The sequence below is a fragment of the Halorubrum sp. F4 genome (assembly GCF_027257195.1).
Taxonomy (GTDB): Archaea; Halobacteriota; Halobacteria; order Halobacteriales; family Haloferacaceae; genus Halorubrum.
This window is the reverse complement of the sequence record NZ_JAPDFS010000004.1, coordinates 66,397-88,712: the sequence shown is the minus strand read 5'-3', so window position 1 is coordinate 88,712 and position 22,316 is coordinate 66,397. Positions and strand designations below refer to the sequence as shown.

Here is a 22,316-nt window from a genome sequence, read left to right as displayed (position 1 = left end):
CTTTGTCATTTACTGCTTTAAATATTGGCCATATAACAAAAACTGAACCCACATAATGATACCTATATTCAATAGTATAGTGCCCTCATGAGGACAAGATAATCGTATATTGGAGAGTAGTGTATCTCTAAGTGGTGAATATAGGAACTTGAGAATACTCTACACTGATTTTAACATGAGCGATGGCACAATACGAATTATTGATAGAATTAGAAGCCCGTGAAACATCTCCAATCTATAAATCACCGCGTGATTGAATTATAGATGAATCGGTAGGAGGGTCCAAGGGACTTACGAGAACCGATTGAATCAAAATGACGTAGTTAAGAGAATATTTATACACATACCACTCGCGTCATGCGATTCAGACACGGCAGGAGAACGAGTGGGTCGGGGCGGATTCGAACCGCCGACCTGCTCCGTGTGAAGGAGCCGTCATAACCGGACTAGACCACCGACCCGGACGATACCACCTTTCCAACGTCGGGACTTAAGAGTTGCTTTGTCGCTTACCTTCGACTCGGATCGGACCGATCGTATCGACGGGAATGTCCCGTCAGCAGCGGGCAGTTCGCGGTTACTCGGCCGACTGTTCGTCGCGCTTGCGGTACGCCTCGACGCGCTCGCGAGCCGACTGGACGGCCTCCCGCGCCTCGCCCTCGGCGCGATCCTCGAGAGCCTTCAGGTCCGCCTGGAGCTTCTCCAGCCGCGACGGCTCCGGCTCCTCCTCGGGCTCGTCGCCGACGAGCTTCGAGACCCGATCCTGGAGGGGCTCGAGCTCCTCCTTGACTCCCGCCTTCGCGTGCTCTGCGGCTCGACCGAGATAGTATCGTGCGTCCTCGAAGTGCTTGCTCATATCTGTCCTTTGGTGAAGGACGAATATATGCTTTGTGGCGATCCCGGTGAATCCGACGTGTCCCGTCAGTACGACGGCGACTCCTCGGGTTCGCCGTCGCGCGCGTTCGCGACCCGGCCGAGCGTGAAGAGCAGGTCCGAGAGCCGGTTGAGATAGGTGACGACGGTCTCGTTTATCGGTTCGGACCGGGCGAGGTCGACGGCTCGTCGCTCCGCGCGGCGGACCACCGTCCGGGCGTGATGGAGCGCCGCGCCGGCCCGCCCGCCGCCGGGAAGCACGAACGACCGCAGCGGCTCCAGTTCCTCGTCGAACTGGTCGATCCGCCCCTCCAGCGTCTCGACGTGTTCGGGCTCGACGGCCGGATCGTCGGGGGACGGGTCCGGGTTCGCGAGGTCCGCCTGGACCACGTGGAGGTGGTTCTGGACGGTCTCGAGCAGGTCGTCGAGGTCGTCGTGGCCGGTCGGACGGATCGTCCCGAGGAGCGCGTTCGCCTCGTCGACGGTGCCGTAGGCCTCGATCCGGTTGCTGGACTTCGACACCCGGCTCATGTCGCGCAGGTCGGTCTCGCCGTCGTCGCCGCGACCGGTGTAGATCGTCATGCGAGCGTCCGCTCGACGTACTCGAGGACGTTCGCGCTCTCGGCCATCGTCACCCCGCGTTCGTCGTCGACCAGGACGGGAACCCCGCGCTGGCCGCTCACGCGTTTCACCTCGTTGCGGTCGGAGTGTAGCGCGTCGACCCACGTCGTCTCGTACTCGATCCCGGCGTCGGCGAGCGCGTCGTGAACCTTCTCACACCACGGGCATCCCTCGAGGGCGTACAGTCGGATCGACATGGGCGGAACGTGGACCCGCGCGGGCAAGAAAGTGCGTGTTCGGCCAGGGGAGGAGGCGATCGGCACTCAGATCCCGTGGTACGTCTCGATCGCCTCCCGATATTCGTCGGGGATCGGGCGGGAGGAACCGTCGTCGACGGCGACCTGGACCGACTCCGCCTCGGCGACGACCTCCCCCCGCGCTCGGATCTCGTAGGTCATCGGCACGCTCGACCGGCCGAGTTCGGGCACGTCGATCTCGACGGTAACCGCACCGTCCGTCAGTTCGACCGGCCGGCGGAACTGGATCGACACCGACGCGAGAACGGTCGCGACCGCCGAGAGGTCCGCCTCGAGGACGTCCCGGAAGTAGTCCGTCCGCGCCTGTTCGAGATACGTCGCGTACACGGCGTTGTTCACGTGCCCCATCGCGTCGATGTCGCGGAAACGAACGGGAACGTCCGTGGTGTACGTGCTCATGTCCGTTTCTCACCGGGCTGAGGTATGTACGCGTCGGAAGCGGCGACCGACCGGAAGCCGGGGCCGATCCGCCGGCGAGTACGACGGTTCCGGCTAGTAGAGCAGTTCGTCGTCGTTCTCGATCATGTAGAGCGCTCGAGCGGCGATGTTGACCGCGTGGTCGCCCACGCGTTCGAGGTCGCGGATCGTCAACAGCAGCCGGGAGACGTTCGCCATCATCGCCTCCACGTCGCCGTCCTCGCCGAGGTGGTTCTGTTCTATCAGGTCCCGGACGACGAGGTCGCTCGCCGCCTCACACGCCGCGTCGAGGTCGTCGTCCATCTCGGCGACCGCGTGACATCGGTCCGGGTCGGAGTCCGCGTAGGCCGTCATCGCGGCGTCGAGCATCTCGAGGGTGTCATCGCCGATCCGCTGGGCGTCGACGTCGGGGAACACCTCGCGTTCGGCCTCCCCGGCGTACTCGCCGAGGTTGGTGGCGAGGTCGGCGATCCGCTCGAGGTCCGTGATGATCTTGAACGAGGCCGCGATGAATCGCAGATCGCCGGCCACCGGCTGTTGAAGCGCGATGAGGTCCGTACACTGCTGTTCCAACTCCAGATAGAGGTCGTTGATCTCGGCGTCGCCCGTGATCACTCGCTCGCCGAGCTCGGCGTCCTGCCGTTCGAGAGCGTCGAGGCCCATCCTGAGCCGATCGGCGACGAGCTCGCTCATGTAGAGGACGTCGTCGCGGAGGTTCTCCAGTTTCGCCTGATACTGTTCCCGTGGCATCGTCTCGGTCGTAGACCACGCCCGACGGTTAAAAACACGTCGGCGACCGCGCGGCGGTGGACGGACGGTCACCCCTCGGACCGAAACCGATCGACGACCGACACCCGCCGAGGTCGCCGACGTATTGACGGACCGAAACTTTTTGCGATGGGCGACGAGAATACGACCGACCGTTTACTCGCCAGGACCGGGTGGTTCAGTGCGTCTCGGCCCTCACAGGATTAGTTACTACCGGTGTTGTAACAGCCACCATTAATTATAAATACATACAAATAACACGATCTGCCATGGAGGACAGTCGTTCACACGACGCGAATCGAACCGGATCGAGCGTCTCCCGCCGCAAGTTCATCAAGGCGACCGGGGCAGGAGGGGCAGCAGCGAGCCTCTCCGGATGTATCTACGGTGGAGATGACGACGGAGACGGTGCGTCCGTGACGATCGCCATGGGGTCGACCACCATCGAGGACATCAGAGAGGACATGCCGGACCTCCTCTACGAGAACGGCCTCAGCGAGGACATCGAGATCGAGTTCAGCGAACAGTCCAACGACACGGGCGAGCAGCGCGACCAGTACGTCTCCCTGCTCCAGGCCGAGGAGACCAGCCCCGACCTGTTCATGATGGACACCGGGTGGGCGAACGTCTTCATCCAGCGGGGCTACCTCGCGAACCTCTCCGAGGAACTGGACGACGAGACCCTCTCGACGATCAACGAGGACTACTTCCAGGCGTTCACCGACACCGTCCGGGACACCGAGAGCGGGGACCTGTTCGGCGTCCCGCTGTTCCCGGACTACGCGGTGATGCTGTACAACAAGAACTACGCCCGCGAGGCCGGCTACACCGACGAGGACTTCGCCCAGTGGGAGTCCGAGCCCATGACCTGGGAGGAGTGGGGCGGGATGGCCCAGGAGATCGTCGATGCCTCCGACGCCGAGTTCGGGTTCTCGACGCAGATGGACGTCTACGAGGGCACCGCCTGCTGTAGCTTCAACGAGGTCATGACCTCCTTCGGCGGCGCGTACTTCGGCGGCGACGAGAACCTCCAGGGCCCCGTCGGCGACCGCCCGGTCACCATCGACGAGTCGGAGTTCATCGAGGCGCTCTCGATGATGTACACGCTCGCCGCGACCGAGGACGACGAGAACACCCTCGACGCGTACCCGACCGGATTGGCCTCCCCGGACATCACGTCCTGGACGGAGAACCCGGCACTCTCGCCGTTCACGGAGGGACAGGCGGCCTTCCACCGCAACTGGCCGTACGCGATCGTCGAGGCGCTCACCGGCGACTACGAGAGCTTCGACGACGAGAGCGACCTCGGCACGATGCCCATGCCGTACGCCGTCGAGGACGGCGAGGGCGCGTATCCGGGTACCGGCGGTTCGACCTCCGCGCAGGGCGGCTGGCACCTCACCATGAATCCCAACTCCGAGCGAAAGGAGGAGGCGCTCGAGGTGCTGCGGGCCACCACGCAGGACGACTTCAACATCGGCATGCTCGAGACCATCGCGTGGCTCCCGCCGAAACCCGACCTCTTCGAGGCCGACGACGTGACCGATCCGGAGAGCGTCGGCGTGGTCGCGAACTACATGAGCACGCTCCAGGTGGCGGGCCAGGGCGCGATGCCGCGGCCGGTCACGACCCAGTGGCCGTCCCAGTCGACGACCATCGCCGAACAGGTCAACGCCGCCGTCGCCGGCGAGACGAGTCCCGCTGACGCCGCATCGACACTTCAAGACGCGATCGAAGCGAGCGAGGAAAGCGGGTCGTAACGATGAGCACCGGACGCGAACACGAATCGAAGTGGCCGGGACCCGTCGTCTCGTTCAGCCGGTGGCTCGAGAACCTCGGCGAGACCGCGTTCGCCTACCTGCTTTTGACTCCCGTCTTCGTGCTGCTCGGCGCGATCGCCTTCTATCCGCTGTTGCGGACGTTCGAGCTGTCGCTTTTCACCGGGGTACTGGGTTCCGGCGAGCCGACCTTCGTCGGACTCCAGAACTACGTCGACCTGTTCACCGGGGCGGCGAACCCGACGCTTCCCGGCTCGGTCACCTTCCTCCCCGACGTGACGACCTCCGGGAGCTTCCCGTTCGTCCACGTCGACGGGTGGGTTCGCAGCACCCTGATCGTGACCCTGCTCTTCACCTTCGTGAGCGTCTCCTTCGAGACGATCATCGGGTTCGGGCAGGCGCTCATCCTCGACAAGGACTTCTCCGGTCGGCGGTGGGTCCGCGCGGCGATCATCATCCCGTGGGCGATCCCGCTCGTCATTCAGGGAATGATCTTCTATCTGATGTTCCACCCGAGCACCGGGTTCCTGACCAGCTACCTCGCGCCGCTCGGGCTCGTCGCGGAGACGAACACGCTCAACGACCCGGCGAGCACGTTCCTGATCGTCACGGTGGCCGACATCTGGAAGACGTCGGCGTTCATGGCGCTTCTCATCCTCGCCGGGCTTCAGAGCATCGACCGCAACCTCTACGACGTGGCCAAGGTCGCCGGCGCGAGTCCCTGGCAGCAGTTCAAGCTCATCACGTTCCCGCTCGTGTTGCCCACGCTCATCATCGCCGTCCTCTTCCGGACGATCAACGCGATGCGGATCTACGGGCTCATCGACACGGTCTCGAGCTGTACGACGGTCCCGTCGCTGTCGTGTATGGTCGTCGAGACGTTCTACTCGAGTCGCGGGCTCTCCTCCGCGATCGCGTTCGTGACCGCGGGGATCGTCGGCATCGTCGCGTCGGTCGTCATCTACCAGCGGTACAAGGAGGGATTCTGACATGGCAACCATCGACGGATCGAACGACTCGACGGGATCGAACGACTCGACGGAACCGGAGGGCGGTCCGCTGGCACGCTGGACGAAGAGCGTGATCGAGGACCAGGAGAAACGCGAACGGCTCTACCGGGCGCTCTTCATCGTCGCGGCCGGCTTCTTCCTCCTCACGACGCTGTTCCCGTTCTACTGGCTGCTCGTGTTGGCGTTGACGCCGACGAGTCGGATCCTCACGGGCGACTGGTCGCTGCCGATCATCGGGATCGAGTTCCCCCATCCGCAGGGGTTCAACGTGTACGCGTTCGTGGAGATGTTCGAGCAGGTGCCGTTCCACCTGTTCATGTTCAACAGCTTCGTGCTCGCGATCTCGACGACGGTGATCGTCCTCGCGGTCGCGACGCTCGCCGGGTACGTCTTCGGTCGGCTCGACTTCCCCGGCCGCGGGGTCCTCATGCTCGTCGTGTTGATGATATCGTATTTCCCCCCGGCGGCGTTCCTCGTGCCGCTCTTCGACGCGTTCCTCGGGAACGCCGTCGTCGTCCCGTTCCTCGGGATCGAGCTGTTCGAGTCGCCGCGGCTCGTGAACACCCCCGCCAGCATGGTGTTGCCGTTCAGCGCGCTGTTCCTGCCGCTCGCGATCTTCATTCTCACCACGTTCTACTCGCAGATCCCGGACGGACTCGAGGACGCGGCGCGCGTGGAGGGAACCACCAGACTCGGCGCGCTCGTGAGGGTCATCATGCCGCTTTCGGCACCGGGGCTCGCGACCGCGGCCGTGTTGACGTTCATCACGGTCTACAACGAGTACTTCTTCAGCTCGATCATGGCGCTGGAGAACAACCCCGAGAACTGGTCGCCGCTTCTCGGCGGTATCCTGAGCTACCAGACGCAGTACACGACGGAGTTCAACCTCATGGCGGCCGCGAGCATCGTCGGGGTGTTGCCGATCGTGATCATCGTCATCGTCGCACAGGAACGGATCGTCAGCGGACTGACTGCGGGCGGACTCAAGGAGTAAATCCATGGCCAACTTAACACTCGAACACGTCACGAAACGCTACGAGGACGTCACGGCGGTCGACGACATGAACCTCGACATCGACGACGGGGAGTTCATCTGTCTCGTCGGTCCGTCGGGCTGCGGGAAGTCGACCACGATGGAGACGATCGCCGGACTCACGAAACCGACCGAGGGAACGATCTCCATCGGCGACCGGGACGTCACCACCCTGCCGCCGAAGGACCGCGGGGTCGCGATGGTGTTCCAGAACATCGCGCTGTTCCCGCACATGGACGTCTACGAGAACATCTCGTTCGGGCTTCGCCTCCGCGATTACGACAAGGAGGAGATCGACCGGCGCGTCGAGCACGCGACCGACGTCGTCCAGCTCGAGGGGATGCTCGACCGGATGCCCGAGGAGATGTCCGGCGGCCAGCGGCAGCGGGTCGCGATCGCCCGGGCGATCGTCCGCGAGCCGGACGTCTTCCTCATGGACGAGCCGCTCGCGAACCTGGACGCCAAGCTGCGCGTCCACATGCGAACGGAGCTCCAGCGGCTCCACAAGGAGCTCGACACCACCATCATCTACGTCACCCACGACCAGGCGGAGGCGATGACGATGTCGGACCGGATCGCGGTGATAGACGGCGGCGAGCTCCAGCAGATCGACCCGCCGCTCGTCTGTTATAACGAGCCGGCGAACCTCTTCGTCGCCGGTTTCATCGGCTCGCCTTCGATGAACCTGCTCCGCGGGAGACTGACCGCGAACGGCGCGGAGACCGACGACTTCGCGATCGACCTCGACGTCGAGAACGTTCCCGGCGCGTCCGCGGGCGACGACGTGACGATCGGGATCCGCCCCGAGGACGTCTACCCCACCGACACGCAGGGAGCCATCTCGACGCCGTCGGATCCCATCGAGGTGACCACCGACGTGCTCGAGCCGATGGGCGATCAGATCTTCGTCTACCTCACCTTCGACGAGACGGACGCGGGGGCGATGCGGGGCGACGCGACGGGCTCGGATCAGCTGTTGATGAGCGTCGATCCGGACCGGGACATCGAGGAGGACGAGTCGATGGAGGTCGTCTTCGACCGGACGAAGGTCCACCTCTTCGACGACGCCTCCGGCGACGCGCTGGTCCACGGCGTCGAGGACCTCACGAGCTCCGGCTTCGAAACGCGGGTCTCGGAGACGCGCTCGGGTGAGGCCGATGAGTAACGTCGTCGCCCTCGTCTACTACGGCGGAATGACGGTGCTGTTCTTCTTTTGGGCGTACGGGATCGTCTCGTTCGTCCTCGACGTGAAGAACAAGCTGATCCCGGGGATACGGGACTACCGCGAGGGTCGAAAGCAGCTGAAAGCGCAGGCCGAAGAGGAGGAGGAACGGGAGTCGCGGGAACGACAGCTGTACTGATCGGCGAAGGATCTCCTTTCGTTCGAGCTCCGGCAACCGACTCGGGAAGTCGCCAGAGCGAAGTGGCGTCCGAGCCAGTACCTTCCATGCCGATCCCTCGTGACGACCCGATCGATGCCCTCGGACGCCTCCTCGATCGCTGGGGGATCATCGGCGCCGATCGGTTCCGTCCCACGCTCGATCTCGCCTGGCCGCGCGTGGTGACGGGGTTCGCGATCATGTCGAAACAGACCGCCGACCTGGCGATGGTCGGCATCTCCATCGGCACCGCCGGGACCGCCGGACTGGCGTTCGCGCTCGGCTACTGGAGCATCGTCGTCCTGGTGGGACTCGGACTGGCGGGCGGGACCGTGAGCCTCGTCTCGCAGAACTACGGCGGCGGTCGAACCCGCCGCGCCTCGCGCGTGGTCACACAGAGCGCGCTGCTCGCGGTGGCGCTGTCGCTGCCGATCATGGCGCTTTTCACCCTGTTCGCTTCCGAACTGATCGCCGTTCTGGGTGCCGAGCCCGAGTCGCTCGGGTACGGCACGGTCTACCTGCTGTACGTCACGCCCGCCGTGCTGTTCGAGACCCTGAACCTCATCGCCAGCCGGACGTACACCGGCGTCGGAGACACCTTCACCGAGATGGTCGCCCGGACGGGCGGCGCGGTGCTCAACGTCGTCCTCAGCGCGCTGTTCATCTTCGGGCTCGACATGGGCGTCGCCGGGGTCGCGCTGGGGACGACGCTCTCGACCGGCGCGGTGACGGTCGTTCTCGGGTGGGGGATGGTCGGACGCTCGTACGGGCAGTTGGGGATGGAACCGAGTCCGGTGCCGATCTCGGTGTCGCGTCCGGTCGTCGACGCGGGGATCGTCCGGCAGCTGCTCGAGGTCTCCACGCCCGAGATCGGCCGCCGGCTCGCCCAGGGGCTCGTGGTCTTCCCGCTCCTGTGGATCGCCGCCTCGTTCGGCCCGGTCGTCGTGACCTCCCTCGAGGTCGCACGGCGGGTCCGCGCGATGATAAACAGCGTCAACTGGGGCATGTCGCTGGCGTCGAGCTCGCTCGTCGGCCAGCGGCTCGGGGCCGACGAGGAGGACGAGGCCGGCGCGTACGGCGCGGACATCATCCGACTGTCGATGGTGATCTACGTGCTCCTCGCCGCGGTCGTGATCCTGCTGGCGTCGCCGCTCGCGGAGCTCTTCGTCTCCGGACCCGAGGAGGTCGCCGCGACCGCGACGTTCGTCGCCGTCGCCGCCGTGAGCGCGGTCGGCCTCGGGCTCGACGGAACCGCCTCGGGCGCGCTCGTTGGCGCCGGCGACACGCGGTGGCCCTTCGTCGCATCGCTTCTCGGTCGGTACGCCTTCGCGTTACCGGCCGCGCTCATCGGGCTGGTCACGCCGCTCGGCGTCGTCGGGCTCCATCTGGCGCTGATCCTGGAGCCGTTCGTTCCGGGCCTCATCAACTACGGACTGTTCCGGTCCGGCCGCTGGAAGGTCGTCAGTCGACGCTACCGCTCGAGTACGGGAGACGATTGACTCAAGCGCCGTTCGCAGCTCGCACTGCTCACGCCGAGAACGACGACACGACGGTCGAGACGTCGGCGAAGTCGGTATCGGGCATGTCCGTCACGTCGTCGACGAACGCCTCGAGCTCGGCGACGAACGGAGCGCGACCGGCACACTGCGGGTGCAACAGAAGCGTCAGGACGCCCTCCTCGACGTGCTCGCGCATCCACGACAGTTCCGTCCGCCAGCGGTGGAACACGTCGGGCTCGTGTCCGTAGGAGACGAACTGCGGGTCGGAGGCGACGGGGAAGAGCTGGAGCCAGTCGTCGCGGTGCCACGGCACCGGGACCGTCACGATGTCGGTCTGATCTCCGCGTCGGTACGGTTTCCCGTCCTCGACGGTGCCCGGTTCGCGGAGGTAGTACGGCCGGAGGTCGCGCTCGGTGCCGCTCGAGTCCCACTCGAAGTCGAACTCCCGAAGCAGGTCGACGGTGTGTTCGGAGAAGCCGCCCGCGGGGTTCCGAAAGCCGGTCGGCGTCCGGCCGGTCAGGTCCTCGATGGCCTCGATCCCGCGGACGAAGTCGCGGCGTTCGGCCTCCCTCGAGCCGAAGGACGGGAGCGGGTCGTGGCTCCACCCGTGGTGTTGGATCTCGTGGCCGCGGTCGTGGATCTCGCCGGAGACCTCGGGAAAACTCTCGATCGTGTGTCCCGGAACGAACCAGGTGGCGGGCACGCCGGTCCGGTCGTGGAGGTCGAGCAGTCGCGGGACGCACGTCTCGGCCCCGTAGACTCCCCATGAGCGGTACTCGGACATCCCGGCGCTCGTCCAGCCGGCGACGGCGTCGAAGTCGTAGGTGAGACAGACGCGGTGTGGCATACCCCGTGGTCTCCGTCGGGGGAAATAAAAGGTTAGATGGCCGGGGTGGGCTCCGAACCCACGATCTCCGCATGTCCCAGGTCCGAGGCTCGGCGGAGCCACGGGAAGGACGCGGACGCTTCCAAGGCGTCACCGCACCGAATCTCTGAACCCTATGAGTGCGGCGCTATGTCCAGCTAAGCCACCCGGCCTCACTCTCACGTATCGCGATGACACTCTTTAACCTTCCCATCCGTCCGGGGTCTGTGAGAGTTCCGCACGGGCGGACGGGCCCGCGGGCCGGTCCGTGGCCCGCGAGCCGAATCCACGCGGTCGGATCCAGGACCGAGAAACGGACCCCGCGGATTTATGCCCGACGCCCCGGACGTTCGGCGTATGAGCCTTCCGGAACTACTCGCGGGCGCCGCCGGCGACGAGGAGGTCGTCGCGCGGGTTTCGCTCGGGGGAGACGATCTCCTCGCGGTCACGCCCACGCGAACGCTCGTCTATCGCGCCGACGGCCTGCTCTCGGACGAGGCGGTCGAGGAGTACGCTCACGACGCCGAACGGATCGCCGTCTCGACCGGCCGCCGGAAGTCGAAGGTCGTCTTCGGCTACGGCCTCGACGGCGAGAAGACGCTCTCCGTCCCGTCGAAACGCCTCGACGACGTCGTCCATCCCGTGCTCGCCGGCGTGCTCTCGGCGCGGGGCGTGACCGACTCCGGCGAGTCGGTCGTCCGCACGTTCCGATTCTCGGAACTCACCCTCGTCGTCACCGACAGCCGACTCGTGAAACACGTCGGGTCGGCGGTCTGGGACGAGGAGTTCGAGGAGTTCCCCTACGCGGACCTGACCGACCTCGACTTCGAGGAGGGAACCGTCGCGACCGCGGTCGTGCTCGCCCACGACGGTCGCTCCGAGCGGTTCAAGGCCCCCAACGAGTCGGCCCGAGCGGTCCGCGAGAGCCTCGTCGACGCGGTCTGTGAGTTCCACGGCGTCGGGAGCCTCGAGGAGTTCCGCGTCGTCGTCGCCGACGACGAGGACGACGCGGCCGAGGAGTCGACCGGGACGACCGATTTCGGGGAGGGACCCGACCCGCTCTCGGCGTCGCCCGCGGCCGACGCGGAGGCGACGTCCGAGCGAAACGCGGGGATCGAAACGGGAGCAGCGGCCGACCCGGAAACGGCCCCCGGATCGACCACGGGAATGGACGCCGACGTCCCGTCGGAAGCGGACTTCGACCGCGGCGGTGCCGGTCCCGCCGACCGTCACGGCGGCGGTGAGGGGACGGTCGAGAACACGGGTGCGACCGCCGACGCGGTCGACGCTCCGGCCGACGCCGGCCGGGCCGATCCCGCCGACATCGGTTCCGGTGGAGCCGCCGGCAGCGACCCGCTCGCGGACGAGTTCGGTACGTCGATGGCGGACGCGGACGATCCGACTGTGACCGATCCGGCTCCGAGCGACCCGGCCGCGACCGACTCCGCCGCGAATCACGGCGGGACCGAGTCCCCGACGAACTCGACGAACCCGACGACCTCGACGGGCTCGGCCGACGCCGACGGGTTCGAGGGGTCACCCTTCGAGAGCGCGGGCGTCGAGGACGACGACATCGCCGCCGAGGTCGCGGCGCTCCGTCAGACCGTCGAGGCGCAGTCGGCGAAGATCGAACGGCAGGCCGAACTTCTCGATCGGCTCATCGAGGAGCTCCGACAGGGACGCTAACGGCATCACACAGGACCGTTCGGCATCAGACGGGGCCGTTCGACGTCACTCGGAGTCCCGGCCGGTGACCTTCCGAACGCACGAGGAGCCGAACGGCCCCAGCTCGCCGGCCTGGAGCCGGACGAAGTGCCCGGTCGTGATCCCCGCACCGCAGCGTTTACACTCGAAGTCGCCCTCGCGGGCGACCACCTGGCTGTCGTACTCCACGTAGGTTCCGCCCCGGAGTACGCGCAGGCGGGCGTTCTCGCGTTCGATCACGCCGCGTTTCTCCGCCGTGTCGAGGATCTCGCGGGTGAGCGCGGGGTTCGTCGTCACGGTCTCGATCCGGTCCATCGCCTCGGGCAGCGAGAGCTCCTCGCGTTCGAGATGTGCGAGGAGCTCGACGGCGAGGTCCACCTTCTCCGCGCGGGCCGCCGGCTCGCTCACGGCCGAGCCGACGGCGCGGTGCTTATTAAGTGGATTCGTTGAAATTCAACGAGGAAGGTAGGTCCAGGATCGTTTCGATCAGTACGAGTGAACGGTGTACTGGGTGAGTTCATTAAATATACAACATCTGTTACGAAGGTGGTGGCGAGGACAGAAGCGATAGCCCCAGTTAGTCCTGTAATCCAGGAAGGTGTCAGCGTCGGCGTTTTTCATGACCAACGACGATAGCTGGACGCCGGGTACATCACGAAAAGGTAGATGTTCAACGACGTGTCGATGGTTCACAAAATATATTTGGCAGTCAATTGATGTCATGCTATGAGTTCTCGACGAGAAATCATCAATTACATGGGAGCGGGAGCAATCGGAGCCGCTGTCGGTTTCTACGCTGGAGCGCGGGAGTTACTCGGAATTCAATCGGACGAGACTGTACGTCAGGTACCGGAGGATTCCTCAACTGAAGATCCTTCGGCTGGAGATACTTCGACTGAAGAGTCCTCGACGGAAGATGCCTCGTTAGAGGGTGTTTGGCCCCAGGCAGGATACGATGCGCAAAGTAGATCTGCAAATCCCGCCGGAATCCCACAGCGCTCAGAGCCATCAGAGCAGTGGGTGTTCGAAACTGGCTGGGAGGTTCGAGGGGAGCCAGCGGTAAGCGGTGAGGAACTGTATTTCACATCACTTGACGGGAATCTATACAACGTAGACGCAACGACGGGTGAGGAAGGATGGCGATATGAGACAAGCGAGACGGGATGGACGTCGCCCGCCCTCTGGGACGATCTGGTTTTGTTTACCTCCGCGCGTGACGACGCCCTCTACGCGATCGATGCCGACTCTGGATCGTTGTCATGGGAGTTCGAAACGAGGGACAGCATCTGGCGAAGCCCAAAGGTAGTAGAGGACACGGTCTATTTCGGTTCCAACGATCAGAACCTCTACGCGGTAGATATTGAGAGTGGGACCGAACAGTGGCGGCATTCGACAGACGGAGCCATCTTAAGTGTCCCAGCCGTTGCGGACGATCGAGTCTACTTCACTTCACGCGACGATAACCTGTACTGTGTCGATCAAGAGGACGGATCGGAACTGTGGTCCGTGCAGGCTTCGGACCAAACTGACCCACTTATAGGGAGCCCAACGGTTGTCGGAGAGACGGTTGTCCAGAGCGCGAGGGGAGGTCCCCAGCGTGGATACAGCACACGGGATGGCACCGTTCTATGGGAGACGGATGTCAACGGTGGTGGAGGAAGCGTACACGACGGGATACTATACTACACGGTAAATGGTCAAGACGGCTCAACACTTCGGGCAGTCGATCCACCGACGGAAGAGGTCCAGTGGACGCTCGATCAAGCGGCAGCGGGTAATATTACTGACGACGTGTTGTATTATACTGGAGAGAACGGAGCGTTTGGAGCAGTTGACCTCGAATCACAGAACAAGATCTGGGAATCCACTCTGAGTGCGGACATCAAAGGATCACCTTTGGTCGTTGACGAATGGGTCTATCTTCCGGGAGGCGATAACAATCTCTATGCGTATAAATAGTCAACCGGTGGCTGTCTGTGCGACTTGCTGCTGAAGACGATCTCGAAGTCGAGAACGATGAAACGTTACGTCTGTTCCCACCGTCCAGCATCTCTCGACATGTAGTAAGACAGTTACCACGGGGGACGCTGGAGGTCGTATGGACGTACTGGAAGTCGCCGCGCGTGCGACCGCGACCGGTCCGGTGTGTGACGCCTGTCTCGGTCGGCTCGTCGCCGACCGGAGCTTCGGGCTGTCGAACGCCGAGCGCGGGTCGGCGCTGCGGGTCTCGCTCGCGTTGCGCGAGGACGACGACCACGAGCCGGTCTCGACCGCGGACTGTTGGGTGTGTGAGGGTCGCTGTGCCGAGTTCGATGCGTGGGCCGAACGCGCCGACGAGGCCGTCGAGGGAACGGAGTTCTCCACGTACAACGTCGGAACGCGGCCGCCGCCGCTGATCGAGGAGAACGAGGCGCTGTTACGCGAGGAGGCCGGCCTCGACGCCGACGCCGGCGAGCCGTTCAAATCGGAGTTCAACCGCGAGGTGGGCAAGCGGTTCGGGCGACTGACCGGCGCGGAGGTCTCCTTCGACCGCCCGGACGTCCAGTTCACGATCGATCTTGCCGAGGACGCCATCGACGCGAAGGTGAACTCCGCGTTCGTCTACGGCCGCTACCGGAAGCTGGAGCGCGACATCCCGCAGACCGAGTGGCCCTGCCGGGAGTGTAAGGGTTCGGGGCGGCAGGGCGCGGACCCGTGTGACCACTGCGGCGGGTCGGGATACCTCTACGACGACAGCGTCGAGGAGTACACCGCGCCGATCGTCGAGGACGTGATGGACGGCACCGAGGCGACGTTCCACGGCGCGGGACGCGAGGACGTCGACGCGCTCATGCTCGGCACCGGCCGCCCGTTCGTGATCGAGGTCGCGGAGCCGCGCCGTCGCCGGGTCGACACCGACCGGCTCCAGGCCGACGTCAACGCCTTCGCGGACGGCGCGGTCGAGGTCGAGGGACTCCGGCTCGCGACCTACGACATGGTCGAGCGCGTCAAGGAGCACGACGCCTCGAAGCGCTACCGCGCCGAGGTGACGTTCGGCGACGACGTCGACGGCGACGACCTCTCCGCGGCGATCGAGGAGCTGGAGGGCGCGACGATAGAACAGTACACGCCGAACCGCGTCGACCACCGGCGCGCGAGCATGACCCGCGAGCGCGAGGTGTACGAGGCGACCGCGGAGCTCGCGGACCCCCGACACGCCACCGTCGAGATACACGGCGCCGGCGGGCTCTACATCAAGGAGCTGATCTCCGGCGACGAGGGACGGACCGAGCCGAGCCTCGCCGGACTCCTCGGCGTCGACGCCGACGTCACCGCCCTCGACGTCGTCGCCGTCGAGGGCGAGGAGGAACCGTTCGAGGACGAGACGTTCTTCCGGGAGTGAGCGCGTTCGGACGACGCGTCTCCGACCGGTGGGTGAGAGACCGCGACGGGAGGATTTATCAGACGCACGTCTGACGCGTAGGGTATGAAGGGGAGCGACGCCGACGTCGACGACGCGGATGCCGGCGGCGGTGGAACCGATCCAACGGTGGACGCGAACCCGGGAGCCGAGACGCCGGGCGTCGGCGAACCGGTCGTCGAACCCGCCGTCGCGACGGCTTCGGAGGACGTCCCGACGGCGGGCGACGTGGCGTTGAACGGGCTCGACCGGGCGAACCGCCCCGATCGCGTCTCCTCGGTCCTCGTCGCGGTGGGGCCCGGCCCGCACTCCGGCGCGACGGTCGACGTCGCGAGACGGATCGCCGAAGCGACCGACGCGTGGCTGGAGCTGTTCCACGTCGTCCCCTCCGACGAGGCCATCGCGGGCGGGGACTCCAACGAGGTCGACGGGGCCGGTACCGCCGCGGACGACGGGGGCGATGCGGCCGGAGACGCCGGGAGCGATGCCGCCGCGGACGCCGGGAGCGATGCCGCCACGGACGACGGGAGAACCGCCGAGCGCGCCGGGAGCGAGGACTACGGGGCGGCCGGCGAGCGCCTGCTCGACTCCGCCCGCGACCGGCTCGGGGGATTCGACCGCGTGGACCGTTGGCTCGTCGAGGACCGGACCGCCGCCGGCGCGATCGTCGAACAGTCGCCGTACTACGACCTCGTCGTCGTCGGCGCGCCGACGACCGGCACGGTCGGCCGATTCGTCTTCGGCTCCACGACCGACACCGTCGTCGACGAGGCCGCAGTCCCCGTGGTCGTCGTCGAGGCGGCCGACGAGCAGCCGCTCGAGTAAGCGACTTCCCTTTTTTCCGGTTCGAGCGGTCGAGCGTCCACGGTGCCCGTCATCCCGAGGAGCCGCAACTCCTCCCGAGGACGGCGCGCTCGTATTCGGGGCGACAGCGTTAAATTAGTGTACACACTTGTACATTACAACACGGACTCATACATCAGTGATCATCATGGACATTCAAAACACGGTCGAACGCGTGACGAACGGGGAGGACCTGTCGCTCGAGGAGGCGCGCGAGGCCGCGCGGCTCGTCTTCGAGGAGATGACCGAGGCGCAGATCGGGGCGCTTCTCGCCGCGTTGCGCGCGAAGGGCGAGACCGAGGCGGAGATCGCGGGATTCGCACGGGGGATGCGCGACGCGGCCCGGACGATCGAGCCGGACCGGGCGCCGCTCGTCGACACGTGCGGGACCGGCGGCGACGACTACGACACGATCAACGTCTCGACGACCTCGGCGATCGTCGCCGCGGGCGCGGGCGTCCCGATCGCCAAACACGGCAACTACTCGGTCTCCTCCTCCTCGGGCAGCGCCGACGTGCTCGAGGTCGCCGGCGCGGACGTGGAGGCCGAGCCCGCCGCGGTCGAGGCCGCCATCGAGGACGACGGGATCGGGTTCATGCTCGCGCCCGTCTTCCACCCGGCGATGAAGGCGGTCATCGGTCCCCGAAAGGAGCTCGGGATGCGGACGATCTTCAACGTGCTCGGCCCGCTGACGAATCCCGCCGGGGCGGACGCCCAACTGCTCGGCGTCTACGACCCCGAACTGGTCGGCCCGATAGCCCGCGCGCTCGCACACATGCCCGTCGATCGCGCGCTCGTCGTCCACGGCGCGGGGATGGACGAGATCGGCATTCACGACGAGACGGTCGCCGCCGAGGTCGTCGGCGGGGAGGTGACGGAGTTCACGATCACGCCGGAGGACCTGGGCGTGCAGCGAGCGCCGATCGAGGCAGTCGCCGGCGGAACGCCCGAGGAGAACGCGGCTGACCTCCGCGGGATCGTCGACGGGTCGGTGACGGGCGCGAAACGCGACCTGATCCTCGCGAACGCGGGCGCGGCCGTCTACGTCGCCGGCGAGGCGGACTCCCTGTCGGCGGGCGTCGAGCGCGCCGCGGAGGCGATCGACTCCGGGGCGGCCGCCGACAAGCTCGCGGCGCTCTGTGGCGACTCCGTCGGGGAGACCGAGCCGGCCGACTCGAGCGTGGCCGCGGGCTCCGGCGCGGAGGTCGAGTGATGGCGCGGGTGAAGGTGTGCGGGCTCACCGACGGCGCGGACCTCCGGGCGGCCGTCGACGCGGGGGCGGACGCGGTCGGCGTCATAACCGAGGTGCCGGTCGACACGCCCCGAGAGGTCGACCCGGCACGCGCGGCGGACCTGCTCGCCGACGTTCCTCCGTTCGTCACGGCGACGCTCGTCACGATGCCGACGTCGCCCGAGCGCGCGGTCGAGCTCGTCCGGACCATCGGCCCCGACGCCGTCCAGCTCCACGGCGAGTGGACTCCCGACGAGCTCCGGTTCATCCGCGCGGAGACCGAGCGGAAGGTGCTGCTCGCGATCGACGCCGCGGACCCGGCCCGCGCGGAGGAGTTCGACGGCGTCGCCGACGCGCTCGTCGTCGACTCGACGCGCGAGTCCGGGGCGGGCGGCACCGGCGAGACCCACGACTGGGCGGCGACCGGCGACCTCGCCGAGCGACTGACGGTTCCCGTCGTGCTCGCCGGCGGGCTCACCGCGGAGAACGTCGCCGAGGCGGTGCGGGTCGCGGACCCCTTCGCGGTCGACGTCGCCTCCGGCGTCGAACGTATCGAGGGACGAAAGGACCACAACGCGGTCGCTCGATTCGTCACCAACGCGGGCCGCGAGATGGAGGTCGCATGACCGGAAACGGGATGGCCGGGAGTGGCGACGGGACGACCCCGCTGGACCGCTCGCGCGCGGAGTTCGTCGACCTGGTCGCCGAGGCCGAGCGGCCGGTCGTCGTCCGCGCGGCCGCGTCGCTCGATCCCGAGACCACCCCGCTCGCGGCGTACGCGACGCTCGTCGGCGAGGGACCGTACGGCTTCCTCCTCGAGTCCGGCGAGAAGGTGGCCTCCAGCGATCCCGACGGCGCGTTCACCGCGGGGGGAAAGGCCGACAGGCACGCCCGCTACTCGTTCGTCGGCTACGACCCGGAAGCGGTCGTCTCCGTTCATCCGGACCGCACCGAAGTGACCGAACTCGGCCCTGCCGCGGAGTTCATCGGCGGAATCGAGGGCGACGCTGGCGACGAGGACGGCGACGGCGACGGCGACAACACCGCCAACGGCGACGTCGACGTCATCGATCGGATCCGTGCGGCGTTTCCGGACGTGGCCCGCCGCGGCTTCCCCGAGACGGACCGGCAGATCCTCTCCGGCGGCTTCGTCGGCTTCCTCGCGTACGAGGCGGTCTACGACCTCTGGCTCGAGGAGGTCGGCGTCGGCCGACCCGAGACCGACTTTCCCGACGCCGAGTTCCTGCTGACGACCCGGACGGTCGTCTTCGACGAGAAGGAGGAAACCGTCGAGCTGGTGTTCACGCCGATCATCGACGTCGACGACGACCCCGGCGAGGTCTACGACGCGCTCGCCGCGGAGGCCGACCGCGTCGCCGCTACCCTCGATGCCGCCGACCCGCCGGATCCCGACGGTATCCGCGTACGCGAGGAGGAGGCCGACCCGCAGGGGGACTACGAGGAGGCGGTCCGGACCGCGAAACGCCACGTGCTCGACGGCGACATCTACCAGGGCGTGATCTCCCGGAGCCGCCGACTTCGGGGCGACGTCGACCCGCTCGGACTGTACGCGGCGCTCCGGGAGATCAACCCCTCGCCGTACATGTACGTCCTCCGCCACGACGACCGGACGGTGGTCGGCGCGAGCCCGGAGACGCTCGTTTCGGTGAAGGGCGATCGGGTCGTCTCGAACCCGATCGCGGGCACCTGCCCGCGCGGAACGAGCCCGGTCGAGGACCGCCGGCTGGCCGGCGAGATGCTCGCGGACGGGAAGGAACGCGCCGAACACACCATGCTCGTCGACCTCGCGCGCAACGACGTTCGCCGCGTCTCGGAGCCGGGGTCCGTCCGCGTCGAGGAGTTCATGAACGTGTTGAAGTACAGCCACGTTCAGCACATCGAGTCGACGGTAACGGGGACGCTCGCGGCCGATTCGGACCCGTTCGACGCCACGCGGGCGACGTTCCCCGCGGGCACGCTCACGGGCGCGCCGAAGGTGCGCGCGATGGAGATCATCGACGACCTCGAGACCACGCCGCGGGAGGCGTACGGCGGCGGCGTCGGCTACTACTCGTGGACCGGCGACGCCGACTTCGCGATCGTGATCCGGACCGCGACGATCCGCGAGGGGGTAAGAGAGGGAGTCGGAGCGGAGAGCGGCGTCGACGCCGAGGACGGTACCGACGAGATCACGGTCCGTGCCGGGGCGGGACTCGTCGCCGACTCCGACCCGACCGCGGAGTACGAGGAGACCGAGCGCAAGATGGAGGGCGTCCTCGCCGCGATCGATCGGGTCCGCGAGGACGAGCCGGCACTCGAGGGGATCGGGAAATGAAGGTGGTCGTCGTCGACAACTTCGACTCGTTCACCTACAACCTCGTCGAGTACGTCTCGGAGCTGTCGATCGGCGAGGACCACGGGGATGCCGCCGCCCGCGAAGACGTCGACATCGCCGTCCTGAAGAACACCGCGTCGCTGTCGGCGGTCGAGGCCGAGGAGCCCGACGCCGTGTTGATCAGCCCCGGACCGGGCCACCCGAGGAACGAGCGGGACGTGGGCGTCTCCGCGTCGGTGCTCCGTGAACTGTCCCCCGACGTGCCCACCCTCGGCGTGTGTCTCGGGTTGGAGGCGGCCGTCCACGAGTACGGCGGCACGGTCGGCCACGCGCCCGAGCCGATCCACGGCAAGGCGTTCCCGGTCGACCACGACGGCGAGGGCGTGTTCGCCGGGCTCGAACAGGGCTTTCGGGCGGGGCGGTACCACTCGCTCGTCGCCACGGAGGTGCCCGAGTCGTTCGCGGTCACCGCGACGACGGACCACGACGGCGAGTCGGTCGTGATGGGGATCCGGCACCGCGAGCACCCGATCGAGGCGGTCCAGTTCCACCCCGAGAGCGTCCTCACCGCGGTCGGCCACGACGTGATCCGGAACTTCCTCGAGTCGGTCGCGTGAGGCGCAGCGGCGGCGGTAGATGGTAATCGAATCCTCGCGAACGCCCCTCAGCGCGCGTCGTGGACGACCTCGCCGTCGACGACCGTCATCGCCACGTCGACGTCGCGGATCGCCGTCGGGTCCGCCCACGGCGACTCCTCGAGGACGACGAAGTCGGCGCGCTTTCCGGGCTCGACGGTGCCCAGCCGGTCCTCGTCGAAGCCGGCGTACGCCGCCCCGTGGGTATACGCGCGAAGCGCCTCGGTCACGGAGAGCCGCTGTCCCTCCGCGGGCGCGTTGACCGCGTGGTGGACGCCGAGGAGCGGGTCCATCGGCATCCCGTCGGAGCCGAACGCGAGCCGGACGCCGGAATCGAGCATCTCGCGGTATCGGTTGGTCTCCGCCGTCCGTTCCTCGCCGAGACGCGCCTCGTAGAGCCCGTCGGACCCCGCCCACTTCAGGAAGTTCGGCTGGACGCTCGCGACGACGCCCGTCTCCGCGAGCTGGCCGATGACGGCGTCGTCGGCGAGTTCGACGTGTTCGACGCGGTGGCGGTCCTCACCCGGATCGCCCGCCGCCACCCCCTCGTAGGCGTCGAGGACCGCCCGGATCGCCTCGTCGCCGATGGCGTGGGCCGTGAACTGGTAGCCGGCCGTCGTCGCCTCGCGCACCCAGTCGCGTAGCTCGTCGGGCTCGATCACCCACTGTCCGGTCTCGTCAGGGTCGTCGGCGTACGGCTCGGAGAGTTTGGCCGTCCGGCCGCCGAAGCTCCCGTCGGTGAAGGACTTGATCGCGCCGGTCTCGACGAACGCGGAGCCGGCGTTCGTCGCCAGCCCGACCTCCCGGAGCGCGTCCAGGTGGTCGGTCCAGTAGTTGATCCGGACGCGCGCGGTCAGCTCGTCGACCGCGTCGAGCTCACGGTAGACCCGCGGGGCGTGCGAGTCCCGGACCATGTCGTGAAAGCCCGTGATACCCCGCTCGGCGCACAGCTCGAGGCCCGCCTCGACGGCCGCACGGGTTCCCGCCACGCCGGGCTCGACCGCCTCGTAGATCGGGTCGATCGCGCTCTCGAGGAGGACGCCGGTCGGGTCGCCCGCGTCGTCGGTCGGGACCGTCTCGTCGGGGACTCCCTCGAGCGCGTCGGCGAACCGGTCGAGTGCGACCCCGTTGACCGCGGCCACGTGCATGTCCTCGCGGAACGCGGCCACCGGTCGGTCGGTCGAGACTCGGTCGAGATCGGTCCGCGTCAGGTAGCGGTTCTCCTTCCAGGTCGACTCGTCGTAACCGTAGCCGAGCACCCACGTGGTCGCGGGGTCGAGGTCAGCGGATCCGTCACCGCCCTGGCCGACCTCACTCTCAATCTCCGCGTCCTCGACCTCCGCCGCCCGCTCCGCCAGTAACTCGACCGCGTCCGCCGGCGAATCGGCCGCCGAGAGGTCGGCGTGGACGAGCGACCGTCCGACGGTGGTCAGGTGGGTGTGTGCGTCGATGAACCCCGGCAGGAGGGTTCGTCCCGCGAGGTCGACGACGTCGGTGTCGGCCCCCGCGAGGAACTCGACGTCGTACGTCCGGCCGAGCCGCACGATCTCGCCGTCTCGAACGGCGACCGCCTCGTGGGTCGCGTCGGGTTCGGCTAGCGTGTGGATCTCCCCGTTCAGGAAGACCCGGTCCGCGGCTTCGCTCATGAACGTCCTCCCGCGCCGGACG

General features: G+C 66.9%; 22 protein-coding genes and 2 tRNA genes. 14 read left to right on the top strand and 10 right to left on the bottom strand.

The window, feature by feature from the left end; translation table 11 throughout:
- Positions 1-386 precede the first annotated feature (386 nt).
- From OKW78_RS11400 to phoU, 6 genes are all read right to left on the bottom strand, one after another.
- Positions 387-461: transfer RNA gene (locus OKW78_RS11400), tRNA-Val, on the bottom strand.
- A 116-nt stretch (positions 462-577) separates the two neighbouring features.
- Positions 578-856 (bottom strand): hypothetical protein, encoded by a 279-nt coding sequence (locus OKW78_RS11395; protein ID WP_281195287.1) that lies wholly within the window; start codon positions 854-856, stop codon positions 578-580.
- 65 nt (positions 857-921) lie between these two features.
- Positions 922-1,455, bottom strand: a complete 534-nt coding sequence (locus OKW78_RS11390) for a cob(I)yrinic acid a,c-diamide adenosyltransferase (protein ID WP_281195286.1) — start codon at positions 1,453-1,455, stop codon at positions 922-924.
- Complete coding sequence (locus tag OKW78_RS11385) at positions 1,452-1,691, bottom strand: glutathione S-transferase N-terminal domain-containing protein (RefSeq protein WP_281195285.1); 240 nt, start codon at positions 1,689-1,691, stop codon at positions 1,452-1,454. The genes OKW78_RS11390 and OKW78_RS11385 overlap by 4 nt, the downstream gene beginning before the upstream one ends.
- 66 nt (positions 1,692-1,757) lie before the next feature.
- Positions 1,758-2,150 carry a thioesterase family protein gene (locus OKW78_RS11380; RefSeq protein ID WP_281195284.1) on the bottom strand — a complete coding sequence of 131 codons (393 nt, stop codon included), beginning with the start codon at positions 2,148-2,150 and terminating at the stop codon, positions 1,758-1,760.
- Positions 2,151-2,243: 93 nt separating this feature from the next.
- A complete protein-coding gene (gene phoU / locus OKW78_RS11375; RefSeq protein WP_281195283.1) occupies positions 2,244-2,918 on the bottom strand; it encodes a phosphate signaling complex protein PhoU in 675 nt (224 codons plus the stop codon).
- A 287-nt stretch (positions 2,919-3,205) separates the two neighbouring features.
- Between phoU and OKW78_RS11370 the strand changes: the two genes are divergently transcribed.
- From OKW78_RS11370 to OKW78_RS11345, 6 genes are all read left to right on the top strand, one after another.
- Positions 3,206-4,696, top strand: coding sequence for an extracellular solute-binding protein (locus OKW78_RS11370; RefSeq protein WP_281195282.1), 1,491 nt, complete (start codon positions 3,206-3,208; stop codon positions 4,694-4,696).
- A gap of 2 nt (positions 4,697-4,698) precedes the next feature.
- Positions 4,699-5,703 (top strand): carbohydrate ABC transporter permease, encoded by a 1,005-nt coding sequence (locus tag OKW78_RS11365; protein ID WP_281195281.1) that lies wholly within the window; start codon positions 4,699-4,701, stop codon positions 5,701-5,703.
- Position 5,704: 1 nt separating this feature from the next.
- On the top strand, positions 5,705-6,718 hold the full coding sequence (locus tag OKW78_RS11360) for a carbohydrate ABC transporter permease (RefSeq protein ID WP_281195280.1): 1,014 nt from the start codon (positions 5,705-5,707) through the stop codon (positions 6,716-6,718).
- A 4-nt stretch (positions 6,719-6,722) separates the two neighbouring features.
- Positions 6,723-7,922 (top strand): ABC transporter ATP-binding protein, encoded by a 1,200-nt coding sequence (locus OKW78_RS11355; RefSeq protein WP_281195279.1) that lies wholly within the window; start codon positions 6,723-6,725, stop codon positions 7,920-7,922.
- Positions 7,915-8,118: a hypothetical protein gene (locus tag OKW78_RS11350; RefSeq protein WP_281195278.1), complete on the top strand. Its 204-nt coding sequence runs from the start codon at positions 7,915-7,917 to the stop codon at positions 8,116-8,118. Before OKW78_RS11355 ends, OKW78_RS11350 begins: the two co-directional genes overlap by 8 nt.
- An 86-nt stretch (positions 8,119-8,204) precedes the next feature.
- Complete coding sequence (locus OKW78_RS11345) at positions 8,205-9,635, top strand: MATE family efflux transporter (protein WP_281195277.1); 1,431 nt, start codon at positions 8,205-8,207, stop codon at positions 9,633-9,635.
- Positions 9,636-9,663: 28 nt separating this feature from the next.
- Here the strand turns inward: OKW78_RS11345 and OKW78_RS11340 are convergent, their stop codons facing one another.
- Together OKW78_RS11340 and OKW78_RS11335 are read right to left on the bottom strand one after the other, a co-directional pair.
- Entirely contained in the window at positions 9,664-10,482 is an 819-nt protein-coding gene (locus tag OKW78_RS11340) for a polysaccharide deacetylase family protein (RefSeq protein WP_281195276.1), read from the bottom strand.
- Positions 10,483-10,519: 37 nt separating this feature from the next.
- Positions 10,520-10,673: transfer RNA gene (locus OKW78_RS11335), tRNA-Met, on the bottom strand.
- 184 nt (positions 10,674-10,857) lie between these two features.
- Between OKW78_RS11335 and OKW78_RS11330 the strand changes: the two genes are divergently transcribed.
- Positions 10,858-12,186 carry a hypothetical protein gene (locus OKW78_RS11330; protein ID WP_281195275.1) on the top strand — a complete coding sequence of 443 codons (1,329 nt, stop codon included), beginning with the start codon at positions 10,858-10,860 and terminating at the stop codon, positions 12,184-12,186.
- Positions 12,187-12,231: 45 nt separating this feature from the next.
- On the opposite strand, the gene OKW78_RS11325 is transcribed toward OKW78_RS11330, so the two are convergent.
- Complete coding sequence (locus tag OKW78_RS11325; protein WP_281195274.1) at positions 12,232-12,612, bottom strand: DUF5830 family protein; 381 nt, start codon at positions 12,610-12,612, stop codon at positions 12,232-12,234.
- Positions 12,613-12,930: 318 nt separating this feature from the next.
- Between OKW78_RS11325 and OKW78_RS11320 the strand changes: the two genes are divergently transcribed.
- The 7 genes from OKW78_RS11320 to trpG all read left to right on the top strand — a co-directional run bounded on the left by OKW78_RS11320 (position 12,931) and on the right by trpG (position 20,630).
- Positions 12,931-14,163 carry a PQQ-binding-like beta-propeller repeat protein gene (locus OKW78_RS11320; RefSeq protein ID WP_281195273.1) on the top strand — a complete coding sequence of 411 codons (1,233 nt, stop codon included), beginning with the start codon at positions 12,931-12,933 and terminating at the stop codon, positions 14,161-14,163.
- A gap of 139 nt (positions 14,164-14,302) precedes the next feature.
- Positions 14,303-15,586 carry a tRNA pseudouridine(54/55) synthase Pus10 gene (locus tag OKW78_RS11315; RefSeq protein ID WP_281195272.1) on the top strand — a complete coding sequence of 428 codons (1,284 nt, stop codon included), beginning with the start codon at positions 14,303-14,305 and terminating at the stop codon, positions 15,584-15,586.
- 84 nt (positions 15,587-15,670) lie between these two features.
- The gene (locus OKW78_RS11310) at positions 15,671-16,429 is read left to right on the top strand and encodes a universal stress protein (RefSeq protein WP_281195271.1); all 759 of its coding nucleotides are present in this window, start codon (positions 15,671-15,673) and stop codon (positions 16,427-16,429) included.
- Positions 16,430-16,595: 166 nt separating this feature from the next.
- A complete protein-coding gene (gene trpD, locus OKW78_RS11305) occupies positions 16,596-17,660 on the top strand; it encodes an anthranilate phosphoribosyltransferase (RefSeq protein WP_281195270.1) in 1,065 nt (354 codons plus the stop codon).
- Positions 17,660-18,304, top strand: coding sequence for a phosphoribosylanthranilate isomerase (locus OKW78_RS11300; RefSeq protein WP_281195269.1), 645 nt, complete (start codon positions 17,660-17,662; stop codon positions 18,302-18,304). The genes trpD and OKW78_RS11300 overlap by 1 nt, the downstream gene beginning before the upstream one ends.
- Positions 18,301-20,013, top strand: a complete 1,713-nt coding sequence (gene trpE, locus OKW78_RS11295) for an anthranilate synthase component I (protein ID WP_281195268.1) — start codon at positions 18,301-18,303, stop codon at positions 20,011-20,013. The genes OKW78_RS11300 and trpE overlap by 4 nt, the downstream gene beginning before the upstream one ends.
- A complete protein-coding gene (trpG, locus tag OKW78_RS11290) occupies positions 20,010-20,630 on the top strand; it encodes an anthranilate synthase component II (RefSeq protein ID WP_281195267.1) in 621 nt (206 codons plus the stop codon). Before trpE ends, trpG begins: the two co-directional genes overlap by 4 nt.
- 47 nt (positions 20,631-20,677) lie before the next feature.
- On the opposite strand, the gene OKW78_RS11285 is transcribed toward trpG, so the two are convergent.
- Entirely contained in the window at positions 20,678-22,294 is a 1,617-nt protein-coding gene (locus OKW78_RS11285; RefSeq protein ID WP_281195266.1) for an amidohydrolase, read from the bottom strand.
- Between the last annotated feature and the right edge of the window lie 22 nt (positions 22,295-22,316).